This is a genomic window from Belliella pelovolcani, from assembly GCF_900156785.1.
GTDB classification, from domain to species: Bacteria; Bacteroidota; Bacteroidia; order Cytophagales; family Cyclobacteriaceae; genus Belliella; species Belliella pelovolcani.
On the sequence record NZ_FTOP01000005.1, the window covers coordinates 25,378 to 45,119 of the forward strand.

The 19,742-nt window shown below is 41.0% G+C and carries 10 protein-coding genes; all 10 read left to right on the top strand.

All coding sequences use genetic code 11. From position 1 onward, the window contains the following. The first annotated feature begins 13 nt into the window (after window positions 1–13). The 10 genes from BW935_RS07130 to dnaE all read left to right on the top strand — a co-directional run bounded on the left by BW935_RS07130 (window position 14) and on the right by dnaE (window position 19,700). Window positions 14–1,510, top strand: coding sequence for a RagB/SusD family nutrient uptake outer membrane protein (locus BW935_RS07130; protein ID WP_076499991.1), 1,497 nt, complete (start codon window positions 14–16; stop codon window positions 1,508–1,510). A gap of 99 nt (window positions 1,511–1,609) precedes the next feature. Next, a complete protein-coding gene (locus BW935_RS07135) occupies window positions 1,610–4,888 on the top strand; it encodes a VCBS repeat-containing protein (RefSeq protein ID WP_076499993.1) in 3,279 nt (1,092 codons plus the stop codon). A gap of 1 nt (window position 4,889) precedes the next feature. Next, window positions 4,890–5,480, top strand: coding sequence for a hypothetical protein (locus BW935_RS07140; protein WP_245802662.1), 591 nt, complete (start codon window positions 4,890–4,892; stop codon window positions 5,478–5,480). Further along, complete coding sequence (locus tag BW935_RS07145) at window positions 5,477–8,791, top strand: VCBS repeat-containing protein (RefSeq protein WP_076499997.1); 3,315 nt, start codon at window positions 5,477–5,479, stop codon at window positions 8,789–8,791. Before BW935_RS07140 ends, BW935_RS07145 begins: the two co-directional genes overlap by 4 nt. Further along, window positions 8,776–12,060: a VCBS repeat-containing protein gene (locus BW935_RS07150; protein WP_076499999.1), complete on the top strand. Its 3,285-nt coding sequence runs from the start codon at window positions 8,776–8,778 to the stop codon at window positions 12,058–12,060. The genes BW935_RS07145 and BW935_RS07150 overlap by 16 nt, the downstream gene beginning before the upstream one ends. A 55-nt stretch (window positions 12,061–12,115) precedes the next feature. Next, window positions 12,116–13,456, top strand: coding sequence for a vanadium-dependent haloperoxidase (locus BW935_RS07155; RefSeq protein ID WP_076500001.1), 1,341 nt, complete (start codon window positions 12,116–12,118; stop codon window positions 13,454–13,456). Between the two features lie 190 nt (window positions 13,457–13,646). Next, complete coding sequence (locus tag BW935_RS07160) at window positions 13,647–13,901, top strand: DUF6364 family protein (protein WP_076500003.1); 255 nt, start codon at window positions 13,647–13,649, stop codon at window positions 13,899–13,901. Further along, window positions 13,891–14,322, top strand: coding sequence for a type II toxin-antitoxin system VapC family toxin (locus BW935_RS07165; RefSeq protein ID WP_076500005.1), 432 nt, complete (start codon window positions 13,891–13,893; stop codon window positions 14,320–14,322). The genes BW935_RS07160 and BW935_RS07165 overlap by 11 nt, the downstream gene beginning before the upstream one ends. 230 nt (window positions 14,323–14,552) lie before the next feature. Next, window positions 14,553–15,185: a 16S rRNA (guanine(527)-N(7))-methyltransferase RsmG gene (gene rsmG / locus BW935_RS07170; RefSeq protein ID WP_076500007.1), complete on the top strand. Its 633-nt coding sequence runs from the start codon at window positions 14,553–14,555 to the stop codon at window positions 15,183–15,185. A gap of 225 nt (window positions 15,186–15,410) precedes the next feature. Next, window positions 15,411–19,700: a DNA polymerase III subunit alpha gene (gene dnaE, locus BW935_RS07175; RefSeq protein WP_076500009.1), complete on the top strand. Its 4,290-nt coding sequence runs from the start codon at window positions 15,411–15,413 to the stop codon at window positions 19,698–19,700. The last annotated feature ends 42 nt before the right edge of the window (window positions 19,701–19,742 follow it).

The following is a 19,742-nucleotide window of genomic DNA, read 5'->3' on the forward strand; positions in this document are numbered from 1 at the left end:
ACTAAGTATAAATATGTTACGATCAATCAAAACAATATGTGTGGGAGGACTCGTGGCGCTGACAATGGTGTCATGTGAGTTGGAGCAGGAGGTATTGACAGGGGTGACCCGTGATCAATTAAGAGATAACCCACCTGCTGAGTTAGCAGAAGTACTCAAGCAATCTGCTTACAGTAGGTTGATGGGGGACGGTAGCTTTGGCGGACACGGTGGATTCTATAGCTATCAAGAAATTACATCAGATGAGATCGCTATTCCTGTAAAGGGCGGTGACTGGAATGATGGTGGTCTTTGGGTGAGAGCTCACAGACATACTTGGAACGTCGATGATGGAGAATTAAATGGTGTTTGGAGTATTCCTTACAGAGTAATTGCTGAGACAAACTTGTTGATTCAACAATATCCAGATGTTGAGGCGCTTGTGGGGGAAATGAAAGTGTTGAGAGCTTTGGGTTACTTATGGTTATTAGACAACTTTGGAAGTGTTCCATTGATTATCGAAACAACTACGGATCCAGCTCCTCCTTCCAACACACCTCAAGAAGTTTTCAATTTCATTGAAACCAGTATTTTAGAAAATGTAGACTTGTTGACAACAACAAATACTAGAATAAATTTAAACTACTGGACTGCTCATATGATTTTGGCTAAGCTTTACTTGAATGCTGAAGTTTATATAGGCGAGCCAAAGTGGGTTGAAGCAGAGCAAGCGATTGATGTGATTATCAACGAAGGTCCATACAGTTTAGCACCAAACTTCTTTGCGAACTTCGCTACATCCAATGCGAATTCAGTAGAGAATATGTTTACGCTACCCTATGATGCAAATAATGCAGGTGGATTTAATTTAGCTCAAATGACGCTTCATTACGAGTCTCAAAAAACATTTGATCTAGTGGATCAGCCTTGGAATGGGTATGCCGCACTAGAAGAGTTCTATAACAGCTATGATGATGATGACTTTAGAAAAAATGGATTTTTAGTAGGTCCTCAGTTTGAGTTGGATGGTGTTACTCCTTTGAGAGATGATGCAGGGTTTGATGGTGATCCTGATGGCGTTGAAGTTGTCTTCACACCTGAAATCAATGAGCTGGAGCCAAATGCGTTCAGACAAGCGGGGGCAAGAGTTGGGAAATTTGAATTTGCAATAGGTGCGCAACCAGATTTGAATAACGATTTTCCTATCTTTAGATATGCAGATGTCTTGTTGATGAAGGCAGAAGTAAGATTGAGAAGAGGCGACCCTGCTGGTGGTTTGCCATTCGTGAATCAAGTAAGAGAAAGAGCAGGTGTTCCACCTTTCACACAGTTGACAGTGGACAATCTCCTTGCTGAAAGAGGTAGAGAGATGTTTGCCGAAGGTTGGAGAAGATCAGATTTGATTAGATTCAATAGATTTGGAGCTCCATGGTGGGAGAAGCCAGCTTCTAATGAAAACAGAAGAAGGTTCCCAATTCCTTTGAATCAAATCCAGGCTAACCCTAACTTGACTCAAAACCCAGGTTATTAAACCTATTTGATTATATTTCAATAATAAAAGAAGTGTGCATCTGCACACTTCTTTTTGATTTCATACCTAGCAATTCTAAGCTCAATATTTACTCCATCTATGTCTATTTCTAGACTATATCTTTTGATTCTGTTTTTATCTGCTTTTGCTTGTCAATCTGAGGTAGAAAAGAGGACTACTTTATTTGAACTTTTGGATAAGTCTTATACTGGAGTGGATTTCAGAAATGATCTGAACTATAACGAGCAATTCAACCCTTATACTTTTAGAAATTTCTATAATGGTGCTGGTGTCGCCTTGGGTGATATCAACAATGATGGTCTTGTTGATATCTTTCTAGCTGGCAATCAGACTGGTAATAAACTTTATCTTAATAAAGGCAATTTTCAGTTTGAAGATATCACCGAAATAGCCGGCCTCGCGGTTCCTGGTATTTGGTCTACTGGGGTAAGTATGGCGGATATCAATGGAGATGGTTTGTTGGATATTTATATCTGTAAGTCTGGCCCCCTTGGTGGTGAACAAAGGCATAATGAACTTTTCATCAATAATGGAGACCTTACCTTCACAGAAATGGCTAAGGAGTATGGCATAGCCGATGAAGGTCTCTCTCAACATGCTGTGTTTTTTGATTATGATAGAGATGGTGACCTGGATATGTACCTACTCAATAATTCTGCTCGTTCTGTTGGAATCAATGATTTGCGAGATGGGCAAAGAGATGTGAGAGATCCACTGGGCGGAAATAAGCTTTACCGAAACGACAATGGGAAATTTGTTGATGTCAGTGAAGAAGCTGGTATTTATGGCAGTGCAATTGGTTATGGGTTAGGTGTAACAGTTGCTGATGTCAATCAAGATGGTTGGCCTGACTTGTATGTATCGAATGATTTTTTTGAAAAGGACTACCTCTACATCAATAATGGAGACGGGACTTTCAATGAATCTTTAGAGGAAATGATGACCGAAATCAGTATGGGCTCTATGGGCGCGGATATCGCTGATTTAGACAATAATGGATGGCCAGATATTTTCGTCACAGAAATGCTCCCTGCTGACATAGAACGGGTAAAAACAAAAACACCGTTTGAAGAATGGGATAAATATCAAGCTAATGTGAAGGCAGGCTATTATCATCAGTTTACAAGAAATACCCTACAAAGAAACCTAGGATATCAACCTGGTTCCGATCAAGTTCACTTTATCGAAGTTGCGAGGCAAGCTGGTGTTCATGCCACTGACTGGAGTTGGGGGGCTTTGATTTTTGATATAGACAATGATGGTCTCAGGGATATTTTTGTAGCCAACGGTATCGTCAAAGACTTGACTGATTTTGATTATGTAGATTATTATGTCAATAATCAAAATCTTATTGCACAGTATCGGAAGGATTCTGTATTGTTGACTAAAATGATCGATGAGTTTCCATCTGTTCCATTACAGAATTATTTATTCAAAAATAAAGGGAATTTCTATTTTGAAAATATTGCATCTGATGCTGGTATGTCACAGTTATCCTTTTCTACTGGAGCGGCTTATGCAGATTTAGACAATGATGGAGATTTAGATTTGGTGGTAAACAACCTAAATGGTGAGGTTTTCATTTTTAAAAATAATGCAAGCGAGCTATATCCAGAAAATCGTTATTTGCAGCTTGATTTGGGAAGCAACTTTGGTACAAAAGTGATTCTGCATGCTGCTAATCAGAAATTTTACGCAGAGCATAACCCTGTAAAAGGTTACATGTCCTCGATTGACCACCGCATGCATTTTGGCCTAGGAAATATCAAGCAGCTGGACTCTTTAGAGATTTTCTGGCCAAATGGGACCTATTCGACTCAAAGGAATGTAGAAACAAATCAATTGCTAGATTTTCAAAAGCTGGTATCAGACAAAACTTGGCCCCTAAAAAAAAGAGCTAATCAAAATCCGCTTTATAACTTGAGTGAAAATCAAATCCCATGGAGTCATCAGGAAAGTAATTTTATAGATTTTGACAGAGACAGGTTGCGGTTTCATATGATAAGCAATGAAGGTCCGAAAATCGCAGTAGGAGACCTGAATGGGAATGGGCTCGACGACCTCTGCCTACCTGGTGCCAAAGGGCAAGCATCCGAGATTTGGCTACAGCAGGAGAATGGGGTATTTGTAAAGTCACAGTTATTGGAAGATGGAACTTCAGAGGATATTCAAGCATTGTTTTTTGATGCAGATGGTGACGGGGATTTAGATCTTTATCTTGCCTCAGGAAGCATAGAGTTTGGAGCAGGGAGCCCCAATTACCAAGATCGTTTATTTATCAATGATGGACGAGGCAGATTTGAGCCAAAGGATGATGCACTTCCTCAGATTTATGAAAGCACAGCTTTTGTGAAAAGCTTTGATTTCAACCAAGATGGAAGCATTGATTTACTAGTCGGTGGCAGGGCAATTCCATTTGCACATGGATTGCCACTTGATCTAAGAATCCTTGAAAATGACGGAAAAGGGAATTTCAAAACTGTAGACTCCCCAGTAGCAGAAGAGTTCAAGAAACTGGGAATGATGAGGGATGCTGTCATTGCAGACATTGATGCAGATGGTCAAGAAGAAATCATCGTGGTCGGAGACTGGATGGAGATAAAAATTTTCAAACTTATTGATAATAAATATCAAGATATAGCTCCAGAAATAGGATTACAAAACAGCGCAGGCATATGGAACACCATACAGCTGCTTGATATCAATGGTGACGGACACATGGATATCCTTGCTGGAAATATGGGCTTGAATACCAGGCTAAAAGCCAGCCCAAAGCAGACATTGAAGTTTTATATCAACGACTTTGACCAAAATGGCAGCATAGAGCAGATTTTGACCCAATATGAAGGTGATGAAGCCTATCCACTGGTTTTAAAAGGAACATTGCTGAAGCAATTACCAGGTTTAAGAAAGCAAATTTTAAATTACGATGCTTATAAGGATAAGCGAATGGAGGATTTGTTTCCAATGGAATTGTTGAGTAGAAGTCATTTGCTCAGCGTGGAATCCTTAGCTTCTTCCTTGTTTATCAACAATGGAGCAGGTAAGTTTACAGCCCAGCCATTGCCTCCAATTCTGCAATCTGCCCCGATTCACGCAATCAAAGCCATCGAAGGAGCCAATCAAATCTGGCTGGGGGGAAATCAATCCAAAATCAAGCCCGAGCTGGGAATCAATATGGGCAGCTATGCTTGGGTAGTTGATTTCTCAGAAGGTGTAAATGTACTCTCAGCTGAAGAATCGGGTGTGATGGTGCGAGGTGAGATTAGAGATTTACAGTTGATTAGAACAAGAAAGGGCCAGAAAATAGCAGTAGTAAGAAATAATGACAGTATCCTTCTTTATGACAAGAATTAAAATGAATACAGTAAAAGTTGATTTCAAACAGTTTCAAATCTTAGTGATAGTAGCATTTTGCTTATTAAGTTCCTGTACTTTGGAGACTGAATATGAAAAGATCAAAAAGAGAGAACTTGCCTCAGGGAAAGTCTACAAGGATCTTTTTCTCGGATTAGAGTTTGAAATGGCTAGAAAGCGATTTTTTGAAACTTGTTGGGAACTGAATCAGCAAGGGATTTTGATCAATGGAGCACATGAGTTAATGGTCAGGTATCAACCTGAGCTACCTTCAGGCAATCCAGTCAATATGTTTTTCTATCCTAGATTTGAAGAGGAAAAGATCTATTACATGCCGGTTGAATTTCAATACCAAAACTGGTTTCCAACAAATCAAGAAACAACTGCAGAGAAGCTCGTTGCTGATGTGGTTGAACTTTTTGAAGGCTGGTACGGTCAAGGTTTCTTTAAGGTAGAAGATAAATCTGGAGCTTTTGCTATGGTGAAAATCGACGGAAATAGATTAATCAGAGTCTACATCAAAAGTCTGAGTGCTGTACGAGTAGACATACTTGATATGAGAATTAAGGACATTAAGGATGTAAGTAAATGAATAAAGGGAATATATATCGCGTATTGGTTTTATTGCTTTTGACAGTTGGCTGTTCAAAAGTAGAAGAGCAAAAAGACACCCTTTTTGAAGCAATCCCTTCATCATATTCTGGTGTAGACTTTAGCAATGACCTAGAATTTGACGAGGCATTCAACATCTTCACCTATCGAAATTTTTACAATGGAGGAGGTGTAGCTTTGGGTGATGTCAATGGAGATGGGCTTTTAGACATCTACCTTACATCTAATCAAGGGGAGAATAAACTATACCTCAACGAAGGTGACTTCAAGTTCAAAGATGTAACAACAACAGCGGGTGTAGCAGGGAAGAGAGCATGGAGTACAGGTGTTGCCATGGCAGATGTCAACGGAGATGGACTTTTGGATATTTACGTCTGCAATTCTGGTGACCTTGCAGGAGATAATAAGCAAAACGAGCTTTTTATCAATAATGGAGATGGAACCTTTACAGAAATGGCCGAATCCTATGGACTTGCTGACCAAGGTTATTCGACTCATGCTGTGTTTTTTGATTTTGATAACGACGGAGACTTAGATCTTTACTTGCTCAACAATAGCTATACAGCTATCGGTAGTTTCAATAAGATGCAGAATGAAAGACCTAGAAGGGATCCTGTGGGCGGAGACAAGCTTTTTAGAAATGATGGTGATCGATTTGTGGATGTTTCCGAAGAAGCAGGGATTTATGGTAGTTTGATCGGATTTGGCTTGGGCATTACCATTGGGGATGTCAACCAAGACGGCTGGATGGATATTTTTATCTCCAATGACTTTTTTGAAAAAGATTACCTCTACATCAATAATCAAGATGGTACATTCACAGAAAGCTTGGAGACTTACATGCGTTCGATCTCTGCAGCTTCTATGGGTGCCGATATCGCAGATGTGAATAACAATGGTTTCTTGGACATATTCGTAACAGATATGCTTCCAGAACCACTTGAGCGACTCAAGCAAGTGACGACTTTCGAAAATTGGGACAAGTTTCAGTTCAATAGGCAGCATGGCTACTACAATCAATTCAACCGCAACATGTTCCATGTCAATAATGGTGACGGTACTTTCTCAGAAGTGGGCAGAATGGGAAATATGGAAGCGACTGATTGGAGTTGGGCAGCCTTATTTTTTGACATGGACAATGATGGGCTCAAGGATGTATTTGTGGCAAATGGCATCTACCAAGATATCACGGATCTGGATTACCTTAATTTTATAGACAATGAAGAGACCAAAAGAAAGATCATCACCCAGCAAGGTGTGAACTACAAAGCCTTGGTTGACCCAATCCCTGTGACTCCTGTATCCAATTATGCATTCAAAAATCAAGGAGACTTGGTTTTTACCAATGTGATTCATGAATGGGGTATGGGAGACCCGATTCATTCCAACGGTTCAGCTTATGGAGATCTGAACAATGATGGAGCTTTGGATTTAGTCATTAATAATGTGAATCAGAAAGCATTGATTTATAAAAATCGCAGTCGGGAATTTTATCCAAATAATCACTACCTGCAAATACAGATCAAAGGAAAAAATGCCAATACCCAAGCCATAGGGACGCAGGTAAGGTTGCTGTCCGAAGATCAGATCTTCTACCAAGAGTTGATGCCCAATAGAGGTTTTCAATCTTCGGTAGATCCCAAGCTCACTTTTGGGCTTGGCTCAGTTGCAATAATTGATGAAATACAAGTAAGGTGGCCTGATGGCCAAGTCACAGTATTGAAAGATATTTCTGCAAATCAACTCTTAGAGATCGATTGGGAAGAGGCTGAGGAATTAGCAGACTTTGATTTTTTCCAAACTACTTCTAATCGACAATTTGAAAAGGTTGATTCAAAGCAAATTCTTGATTTTACTCATGTAGAAAATCCTTTTGTGGACTTTGACAGGGATAGACTTACATATCATAAATTATCTACAGAAGGTCCTGCTTTCGCATTCGGAGATGTCAATGGTGATGGCCTGGAGGATGTATTTATTGGAGGAGCAAAGGGACAAGCAGGTCAATTGTTTTTGCAACAAGCCAATGGAAGTTTCAAAGCTTTGAATAACCAACTTTTCGAAACAGATAAAAATGCGGAAGATACCGATGCCTTGTTTTTTGATGCTAATGGGAATGGTTTTTTAGATTTATATGTCGCTTCTGGAAGTAGTGAGGCATCGTTCAGTTCATTAGATTTGACCGATAGGCTTTACCTCAATGACGGTAAGGGTAGCTTTAGCAAAGCTACTGGGAATGGCTTAGAAAACTTCCGATACAGTACATCTGTAGTGCAAACCATCGATGTCAATGGGGATGGCGCTTTGGATTTGTTCTTAGGGGCAAGATTGGTTCCTTTTGTTTATGGGGTCAATGCAAGTTCTCTGATTCTGATCAATGATGGAAAAGGAAACTTCTCGGATCAAACAGCGCAATTTGCACCTGCCTTGAAGGATTTTGGTTTGGTCACTGATGCCGTGGTGGTAGATTATGATCAAGATGGCTTACAGGATTTAATCGTAGTAGGCGAATGGATGGAACCCAATGTTTTCAAAAACACAGGACACCAATTAGAACGCATTGAAATACCCGAATTAGCAGGGTTCAAAGGATGGTATAGGACCATTGAAGTTGGAGATTTCAACAATGATGGTTTACCAGATTTTGTTCTAGGTAACCATGGGCTTAATTCTAGATTCAAGCCAAGTCTGGATTCACCGATCAAGATGTTTGTGAATGATTTCGATCAAAATGGCACCGTTGAGCAAATCTTTACCAAGAAGGTAGGAGAGCAACACGCACCATACATTCTCAAGCATGAACTAGAGAAGCAAATACCAAGTATCAAAAAGAAATACCTCAAATACAGCAACTACAACAAAGAAATGCTAGAGGATATTTTTGAGGCTCCTGTATTGGCGAATGCTGTTGTTCAAGAGTTTAATTATGCGGCTTCTGCTATTATGCTCAATCAGGGCTCTGGAAAATTTACTATACAGCAATTGCCTAGAATGGCACAGCGATCATGGATCTTTGCTGCGGAAGTGGTAGATATAGATGGGGATGGCCATCAGGACCTTATTCTAGGAGGCAATCTCAAAGGCGCCAAACCTGAAGTAGGGCAATATGATGCCAGCTATGGTGAAGTACTCTTGGGTAATGGAGATGGTACATTCAGGTACTGGGAAAATCGGCAACATGGTCTCCAACTCCATGGGGATATCAGAGGAATCAAGGTACTGGAAAGCCACGGTCAACGTAGACTGATGATAGTGAAGAATAATGACGCAGTAGAATGGTGGAAATTTTAAAAAATTCAATTACTGCTTTGCGTGCTTATTTATTACAAGCATACTTGTTATTGTTACTTTTTTCATGTGGAGAACAGGAAGAAGAAAAGCTTTTCACCCTGCTTCCTGCCTCAGAGACTGGAATTGATTTTAGCAATGACCTGACCTCCACTGTGGACATGAACATCCTGGAATACCTCTACTTTTACAATGGGGGTGGCGTAGCGCTTGGGGATATCAATAACGATGGGCTGATAGACATTTACTTTGCTTCTAACCAAGGGGAAAATAAACTGTATCTGAATAAAGGAGATTTTCAATTTGAAGACATCACTGCTCAGGCTGGGGTAGATGGGGGTGGTGGCTGGTCTACTGGGGTTACCATGGCAGATGTCAATGGGGATGGATTACTTGATATTTATGTATGCCAAGTTGGAGATTACAAAGGTATCAATGGGAAAAATAAGCTTTATATCAACAATGGCGATTTGACCTTTTCGGAGCAAGCTGAATCATATGGCATAGCTTTCGAAGGGTTTTCAACCCATGCCTTATTTTTTGATTATGACCAAGATGGCGATTTGGATTTGTATTTACTCAACCATTCTATCAAAAAACCAGAGGTCTTTTCACATGCTGATACCAAATTTGAGGATCAGGATGAAAAAGGAGGGGATAAGCTGTACCAGAGTCAACTTGCTCAAGGTGCTACAAAAATGATAGAAGTGACCGAAGAAGCAGGGATTCTCTCTAGTAGCTTAGGTTTTGGATTGGGTGTGGGAATAGGAGATGTCAATGGAGATGGCTGGTTGGATATATATGTGTCCAATGATTTTACAGAAGATGATTACCTCTACCTCAATCAGGGTGATGGGACATTTAAGGAGTCACTACAGACCATGATCAGCCATACCAGCAGATATAGTATGGGCAATGACATCAATGACCTCAACAATGATGGATTTCCTGAGATTTTCACGACAGACATGCTTCCAGAAGATCCTGTAATCTGGATGAAGTCAATAGGAGAGGATAAGCAAGAAGTGTATGATATCAAAAAGAGGTTTGGCTATGGAGATCAATATGTCCGCAATCACTTGCAGCTCAATATGCAAGGGGAGCGATTCTCAGACATTGCTTTATTGACTGAGACTTTTGCCACAGATTGGAGCTGGTCTCCCTTGATTTTTGATATGGATAATGATGGGCAGAAGGATATTCATGTCACTAACGGGATTGTCAAGCGGCCAAATGACCTTGATTTTGTGCAATACAGTCAGTCCCCAAATGCGGCTCTCTCTGAGAAGGAACTGTATGAAAAGTTGGTTTCCATGCTTCCCACCATGAAGCTGTCGAATTATGCTTTTCACCAACTAGACTATTTGACCTTTGAAAATAAAGCCAAAGCTTGGGGGCTAGATCAACTGTCCTATGGGTCAGGGTCGGCTTATGGAGATTTGAATAATGATGGCGCTGTGGATCTGGTCATCAATAACATAGATCAAGTAGCCTCCATTTATAGAAACAATGCTCAACAAATAATGAAGCATCATTTTTTTCAGGTGGATCTAGAAGGAGATGCGCAGAATCATTTTGGAATAGGTGCACATGTGCAGATTCAGACTGCTTCGGGGATGCAGCATCAACTCCTGAGTACTTCAAGAGGGTTTCAATCAGGGCCTGCACCTACCATACATTTTGGTCTAGGTAATGAAAATAAGATTGAAGAAGTACAAGTAAGGTGGTCTTCTGACTTTATAGAATCATTTGGCCCATTTGATAGCAATCAAAAGGTCAAACTCAAAAAAGGAGGTGGAAAGCGTGTTTTAAAAGAAGCTAAAGAGCAACTGAAATCTTTTGAGCAAGTAGAAGTAGGGTTGGACTGGAGTCATGCTGAGAATCTGGAATTTGACGACATGCGCAGAGAGTACCTGATCCCAAGAAAATACAGTACCGAAGGACCAGCTTTGGCAGTGGGTGATGTCAATGGAGATGGGCTTGAAGATATTTATCTCGGGGGAGCCAAGGGGCAGGCTGGTGCATTATACCTACAACTCAAGGATGGGACTTTTCAGAAAAAAGAACAAGCCTTGTTCGAACAGATGAAGCCAGGAGAGGATGTGGTTGCTGAATTTGTCGACCTCAACGGCAACGGGCATCTTGATCTTTATGTGGGAAGTGGAGGTTACGAAAATCCCCAAGGGCATGTTTTTAACTTTGATCGCGTCTATTTCAACGATGGTAATGGAAACTTTAGCTTCTCACCTAACGCTCTACCTCCACTTGGAGAAAATACCTCCTCAATAGCAATTCATGACATCAACGGAGATGGTGCGCCTGACATATTTATAGGGTCTGCTGCTGTGACTGGTAATTATGGAGCAGAACCTTATAGTTACCTGCTGATCAATGATGGCCGAGGTTTTTTTACAGATCAGACCAAAAAGTATTTTGGAGAAGCTCCAGCATTTGGAATGCTCCAAGCGGCAATTTGGCAAGATACAGACGCAGATGGGCAAAAAGAACTGGTACTTACAGGTGAATGGGGAGAGGTTCAAATATGGAAGCAAGAAAAGGATCAGTACTTTAGCAAAATACCAAATCGCTCCCCAAGAGGAATGTATCTTTCTGCATTACCGATCACTTGGAATGGACAGTCGGCTGTATTGCTTGGGAACATGGGGACTAATCAAAAATGGAAAGCCAGTGAAAAAAAACCGCTTTGGTTATACCATGCAGATTTTGATGGAAACGGTCAGGAGGATCCCCTGATTTTCCACTATATGGGCGAAAAGTTACTACCATTCGCTACTCGAGATGACCTCATCAAGCAGATTCCAGCGATCAAAAAGCTCCATGGAAACTATCTGGAATATGCTCAGATCAATAATCCATCTGGGATTTTGAATTCCAAGCAAATCGAAGAAGCTAGAAAGCTTTCAGTGGAAAATTTGGAATCAGGGATCTATATATACGGGGATGATAATTTTATCCCATTGCGTATTGAAGGACAATTTGCTCCAATTCAAGCTGCGTATGTCTGGGAGAATCATGGGACTACACATTTGCTGACAGTGGGTGGTTTTTATGGCTATAGAAATGACTTAGGGCGTGCTGATGCCATGCCTATGGCCCTCTTCGTATTAGAAGAAGGAGCATTTAAGTTCAAAAGCTTACCTTTGGGACAGATAGGTGGGGAGTATAGACAACTCAAACCTATCATGATCAAAAATCAGCTTCACCTCATCGCTTTGCGAAATAATGATAGTCCTATAGTGCTGAAGTTGTAGTTTTTGTCTCTCTGTCAGCTATTTATTAAATTTGAAATTGAAAATCACAATATCCATGAAATTATATAATCACCTTTTGTCAGCTTTGATCTTTGCATCACTTCTTTTGTCTTGCCAAGAAAAGGATTATTCCCAAGTGATCACAAATGGGGATTATCAGTTTGCTGCCCAAAAAAAGCTGACGGAGATTATCATACATGATATTTTTTCTCCCCCAGTGGCGAGTAGGATCTATGCTTATCCCTCGATAGCAGCCTACGAGGTAGCGGTATTGTCAGGAGGAGATTATCAATCGCTGATGGGACAGTTGAATGGTTTTGAAAAGAAGGACTTTCAAGCGTCTGAGGATGTCTACTTCCCTTTGGCGGCTTTGGCTGCCTATTATAAAGTGGGTACTTTGCTAATTTTTTCAGAAGAAATGATGCAGGAACACCGAGACGAAGCTTTCAAAGCCATTAAAGCACAGGGTGTTCCGAGTCGCGTGATGGAGGCCTCGATTGCGTTTGGAGAAGAGGTGGCAGATCACGTGATTGCATATTCCAAGCAAGACAATTATCATCAGAGTAGGTCATTTGAAAAATATACGATCAGCTCCGATCCTAACGCATGGCAACCAACACCACCCATGTATATGGAGGGCATTGAGCCGCATTGGAATAAGATCAGGCCATTTGTGCTGAAGTCTGCAGATCAGTTCAAGTCTGTGCCACCTACGGCATTCAGTACAGAGGTAGACTCTGATTTTTATAGAGAAGCAGAGGAAGTCTTCAAAATCACCAAGAATCTCACCAAGGAGCAAAGTGACATCGCTTACTTCTGGGATTGCAACCCATATAAAGTGAATGTCAAAGGCCATGTGATGTTTGCAGAAAAGAAAATCACCCCAGGAGGACACTGGATGGGGATAGCAGCTATTTCTTCCAAGACTGCTCAGCAAGATTGGAAAGCAGCGGCAGAAACTTTATCGATGACCAGTATAGCCCTATTTGATGGATTTATCGCTTGCTGGGATGAGAAGTACCGCTCTGTGTTGATCAGACCTGAGACTTATATCAATAAGTATATCGACGAAGATTGGTTGCCCTTATTGCAGACCCCGCCTTTCCCGGAATACACTTCAGGGCATAGTGTGATCAGCAATGCAGCTGCTGAGATCCTTACCAAGCTTTTTGGTGATAATTTTCATTTTGTGGATTCCACCGAGGTCGCTTATGGGCTTCCAGTGAGGGAATTCAAGTCCTTCAGATTGGCCGCAGATGAAGCTGCGATCAGCAGGCTTTATGGAGGCATTCACTACATGCCAGCGATCGTCCACGGCTCCACCAAAGGCAAAAAGCTTGCAGACCATTTCCTCCAGACAGTTCAATCGAAAAGTGAAAACTTGGCTTCAAATTAAAAGCCAAGAGTTTGAGGTTAGAGTTTTTTCAGTTGGTTGAAATAATGACATAAACGTTGGCTTATTTTACAGCTAGTATTGTTGCTGAGCGAATGTTTGTAGTGGGTATATTGAAGTTGGCTCTCATTTAAAACAGTACGTGTTTCAAAATTAAAATAAAACACGTATTTTTATCAAAAAGATAATTGATATGAATACAAAATTAACTTTGACAATAGAAAAAGAGGTCATTGAAATTGCAAAAGAGTATGCAAAAGAAAAAGGACAAAGTCTTTCAGAATTGGTAGAAAACTACTTCAAGTTTGTTACTGTCAAAAGAATGAAAATCAAGGAAAAGCAACTTTCCCCTAAGGTTAGAAAACTAAGAGGAATTATTAAAGCCGATGATAATTTTGACTACAAACAAATCTTAACCGAAGAACTTTCAAAAAAATATGGAGTATAAACTTTTTTTGGATTCGGATGTAGTTATTGACTTTTTTACTGACCGCGAACCACACGTAAATCCTGCAAGTGAACTTTTTGAACTGAATGAACAAGGAAATGTAAGATTGTATCTATCTGCTGTAAGTATCAATAACATTTATTACATAGTCAGGAGATTTTTAGGAAATAAAAAAACACTCGATGTTATTGAGACATTGACTGAAATGACAGAAATTGTTGGGACAACAAAAAAAGAAATCATTCAAGCGTTAAAGAATAATTTTACAGACTATGAAGATTCTATTCAATATTCTTCCGCCCTAACAATTAAGGATTTAGATGTAATTATAACACGAAATATAAAAGATTATAGGAATTCTTCAATTGCAGTTATGACACCTTCGAGTTTCCTGAAAATGATAGAAAAAAACGAGAGCTAACATTTAGGCCCCGAGCAAAAAGCCCTCAAAAAAATCCCTGATTGATAAATTGTAATAATACTTAATGGTAAATCTAATTTAGTGGTCAGACCATAACTCTATAACTAAGTGTTTTGTAAAGATCAGTATTTTAAGCCAAATCTTTACAATCGAAAGACATTCATTTCCCCTCCAAGCAGGTATATTCTAATATTCACCCTATTTTTGTGAGAAATTAGATTTGAACATACATGGACCTGATACTTCAACACTTTCCCAACCTGACTGAAAAGCAAATAGAGCAGTTTGCAAAACTTCAAACGCTCTATGCCGAATGGAATGACAAAATCAATGTGATCAGCAGGAAGGATATGGATCATTTTTACGAGCGCCATGTCTTGCACTCTTTGGGTATAGCTAAGGTGATGCAGTTTCAGCCAGGTACCAAAGTATTGGATATCGGTACAGGTGGAGGTTTCCCAGGGATTCCATTGGCTATATTATTCCCTGATACACATTTTCACTTGGTAGATTCTATTGGCAAAAAAATCACTGTGGTAAAAGATGTTGCCAAGCAACTCAAGCTTTCGAATGTAGAAGCGCAGCAAGCTAGAGCAGAATCGCTGGTCAGGAAGTATGATTTTGTGGTGAGTAGAGCAGTGACCCGATTCACCAACTTTTTTCCTTGGGTCAAAGGGAAGTTCAAAAAAGAAGACTTCAATGAATTTCCCAACGGCATCTTGCTACTCAAAGGTGGTGATGTAGACGAGGAGATGGAAGAAAGAAATGTAGGTTATGTGACTTATCACCTCGACGATTACTTCCAAGGAGAGTTTTTTGAAACCAAAAAAGTGGTTTATGTCCCTTGGGAAGGGAAAAGGTAAAAACTAGGTGTGTTTCATTGCTACTATCGTGATAGATGAATGATATTTTGATTTCAAAGTGTATTCATCAAATAAAAAAGGCTCCTGAAATCTCAGAAGCCTTTTTTAATTTTTATTTCAATTATTTCGAATTTAAGCTGAAGAAATCATGACAATTTCTGCCAATACTATACCCACTTGCGGGGATGTTTGTTAATTTAGAATCCCCAAATCGATAGCGTAGATATGTATATAATTTTTGATACCGAGACCACTGGATTACCAAGGAGTTATGATGCGCCCATGGCGGCAGATGACAATTGGCCAAGATTAGTTCAACTCGCTTGGCAGCTTCATGATGCTAAAGGAAAGCTGATTTCCAATAATAATTTCATAGTAAAGCCAGAAGGGTTTACTATTCCTTACAATGCTGAGAAGGTTCACGGTATATCTACAGATAGGGCATTGAAAGAAGGGCATGACCTGGCCGAGGTTTTGGCGATCTTTGATCAAGATGTAGCCAAAGCAAAGTATTTGGTTGGTCATAATATCGGTTTTGATATCAATGTGGTTGGGTCGGAATTTTTGAGAAAAGCTGTCCCTATGCAGCTTCCTGAAAAAAAGGAGCTGGATACCAAAGATATCTCCACCGAATTCTGTGCCTTGCCTGGAGGAAGGGGTGGTAAATTCAAATGGCCTACGCTGACAGAATTGCATCAGAAGCTTTTTGGAGTTGGCTTTGAAGATGCGCATGATGCGGCCTACGATGTGGATGCGACCGCAAAGTGTTTCTTTGGCTTGATTACCGCTGGTGTACAACCAACGGAAGGAAGTGTTGCTGTGCAAGATGTCATCTACGAAGCACCAAAGTTGGAAGAGGCCAATTTTGCGGTAGCAACTCAGGATGACAATAAAGAGGCAGCCAAGGATGTGCTCAGAGCGGCTGGGAAGGCGGATATTTCAGATTTGAAGGATGTGCCTTTTTCGCATTTGCACGTGCATACACAGTACTCAATCCTCCAAGCTACTTCGGAAATCCCTGCGATGATCGCCCGCGCCAAAGAGTACAATATGCCAGCTATTGCCATGACAGATCATGGAAATATGATGGCAGCTTTCCATTTTGTCAGGGAGGCATTGGCCAAAGAGATCAAGCCTATCGTAGGGTGTGAATTTTATTTGGCTAGGGATAGAAAGAACAAAAGCCAAAAAGACGATGGCTTTCAGACAGTATTATTAGCCAAAAACAAAGCAGGTTATCACAACTTGGCCAAGCTAGCATCTTATGCTAATATTGAGGGTTTCTACTATGTGCCAAGAATCGACAAAGAGCTACTAGTCCAATATAAGTCTGATATCATTGCTACCACAGGTGGACTTTGGGGAGAGATTCCATTTTTGATCCTGAATGTAGGGGAAACACAAGCCGAGGAGGCTTTTGTCTGGTGGAAGGAGCAATTTGGTGAGGACTTCTACGTAGAACTCAATCGTCACGGAGTGCCTGAAGAAGAAAAAGTCAACGAAGTATTACTTCAGTTTGCTCACAAGTACGGAGTCAAGTATTTCGCTGCCAACAATACATATTACAATTCTAAGAATGACGCAAAGGCCCATGATATTTTACTTTGCGTGAAGGATGGAGAGCTGGTAGAGAAACCCAAGAAATATATTGGCAAGCGTGGGAGAGAATTTCGCTATGGATTCCCCAATGATGAGTTTTATATCAAGAGTCCAGAGGAGATGAAAAAGCTCTTTGCTGATCTTCCCGAAGCAATAGCTTGTACCAATGAGATTGTAGAGAAAATCGAAAGCTATAAGCTCGCAAGGGAGGTATTGCTGCCGAAATTTGATATTCCAGCTGAATTTATAGATCCACAAGATGAACTGGACGGAGGAAAGCGTGGAGAGAATGCCTATTTGAAGCATTTGACTTATGAAGGGGCCAAAAAGCGTTATCCTGTCATTACTGATGAAATTAAAGAGCGGTTGGACTTTGAGCTGAAGACCATAGAGATGACTGGCTATCCGGGTTACTTCTTGATTGTCCAGGACTTTATCGCCGCTGCACGAAATCTAGGAGTTTCGGTGGGGCCAGGTAGGGGTTCGGCGGCTGGTTCAGCGGTAGCCTATTGCACAGGAATCACCAATGTAGACCCTATCGCCTATGATTTGCTATTTGAGAGGTTCCTCAATCCAGATAGGGTTTCACTTCCCGATATTGATATTGACTTTGACGATGAAGGTAGGCAGCTGGTGATTGATTACGTGATCAATAAATACGGCTCCAATCAGGTAGCGCAGATCATCACTTATGGTACCATGGCGGCTAAGTCAGCGATCAGGGATACTGCTAGAGTTTTGAACTTGCCACTATCCGATGCAGATCGATTGGCCAAGTTAGTGCCTGACATCAAGCTCAAAGCGCTTTTTGACCTTTCCAAAGATAGGGCGAAGCTTTCAGACAAGCTCAAGGGGAATAGTGAAGATATTGGCAAAGCCGATGAATTGATTCGTATTTCCAAAGGTAATGACGAGAGCTCCAAGACGATCAATCAAGCCAAGGTATTGGAGGGCTCTGTGAGAAATACTGGTATTCACGCATGTGGTGTGATCATCACACCGGATGATATTACCAACTTTGTACCTGTGGCATTGGCCAAGGACTCGGATATGGTATGTACCCAGTTTGACAACTCTGTGGTGGAGAGTGCTGGATTGCTCAAAATGGACTTTTTGGGACTGAAGACACTTACCCTGATCAAGGATGCAGTTAAGATTGTCAAGGAGCGTCATGGGATCACTTTGGATCCGGATACTTTTCCCATAGATGATGTCAAGACTTACGAGCTTTTCCAGCGGGGAGAAACTGTCGGAATATTCCAATATGAATCCCCCGGTATGCAGAAATACATGCGAGAGCTGAAGCCATCAGTTTTTGCGGATTTGATTGCCATGAACGCCCTCTACAGACCTGGGCCATTGGAGTATATTCCTTCATTTATCAAAAGGAAGCATGGGGTAGAACCGATCACCTATGATCTGGATGACATGCAGGAATACTTGGAGGAGACCTACGGGATCACAGTTTATCAGGAACAAGTGATGCTTTTGTCCCAGAAGCTGGCAGGATTTACCAAAGGTGAGGCCGATGTATTGAGGAAGGCCATGGGTAAGAAGCAGCGGGATGTGTTGGATAAGATGAAGCCCAAGTTTGTCGAGCAGGCTTCTTCCAAAGGGCATGATGCTAAAAAGCTTGAGAAGATATGGAAGGATTGGGAAGCATTTGCCTCCTATGCCTTCAATAAGTCCCACTCTACCTGCTATGCTTGGATTGCCTATCAGACAGCCTACCTCAAGGCACATTACCCAGCAGAGTATATGGCATCCGTGTTGAGTAATAATATGAATGATATCACCCAGGTGACATTCTTCATGGAAGAATGTAAGCGAATGGGTATCCCAGTTTTGGGGCCTGATGTCAATGAATCCAAGAATAGTTTCACTGTAAACCAAGAAGGTCAAATCCGATTTGGGATGGCTGCCATCAAGGGAGTAGGGAGTGCAGCAGTAGATGCCATCGTAGAAGAGCGAGAGAAGAGTGGTAAGTTTCCCAACATCTTTGAGTTTTGTAAAAGAGTCAGTGCAAAGGCACTCAATAAGAAAACGCTAGAATCTTTGGCCATGGCAGGGGGCTTTGACTGCTTCCCGCAGCATCATAGACGCCAATACTTAGAAGCAGCCGATGGGGATCATAATCTATTGGAAAAGGCAGTGAAATATGCCCAAAAAGTACAGCAGGAAGCTGATAGTTCACAAGTAAGTCTCTTTGGTGGAAGTGGAGGAATGGAAGTGCCGCTCCCTACTATAGCACCCCTCGAACCTTTCAGTCAGTTGCAGGCTCTGAATATTGAGAAGGAAGTTGTAGGGCTTTATATATCAGGACATCCATTGGATCAGTTTAGGGTTGAGATGGAGTCATTTACCAATACACCCATGACTGATTTCAACAACATAGATGTGCTCAAGACCAAGGGCGATATCAAAGCGGCAGGAATGGTGACCTCTTTTGCACATAGAACGACAAAGACTGGAAAACCCTTTGGAACGCTGACCATAGAAGATTACCATGGTGGACATACTTTCTTCATCTTTGGCGAAGACTATATCAAATTCAAGGAGTACTTCATGACAGGCTGGTTCCTTTACCTAACGGGCTCAGTGCATCCCAACAAGTGGAAGGAAGGAGAATTTGAATTCAAGATCAACAACATGTCCCTGCTCAGTGAAGTGAGGGGAAAAATGGTAAAAGGCTTGAGGGTCAACATTGACCTAGATGACCTTACATTGGACTTGATGGAGAAGTTGGAGAAAATTACAGAGCGGTACAAAGGTGATGCAAAGCTCTATATCAACATCATCGATAGAAAGGAAAATATCACCCTCGACCTGATGTCCAAAAAGTATCAAGTAGACCCATCCAATGAAATGATTCAGGAGCTAGGGCAATTGCCTGAGGTGGTGTATCAGATAGTTTAAGCGTTAATGTTTAGTTGATAACTGTTTAATCGATTAGGGAGA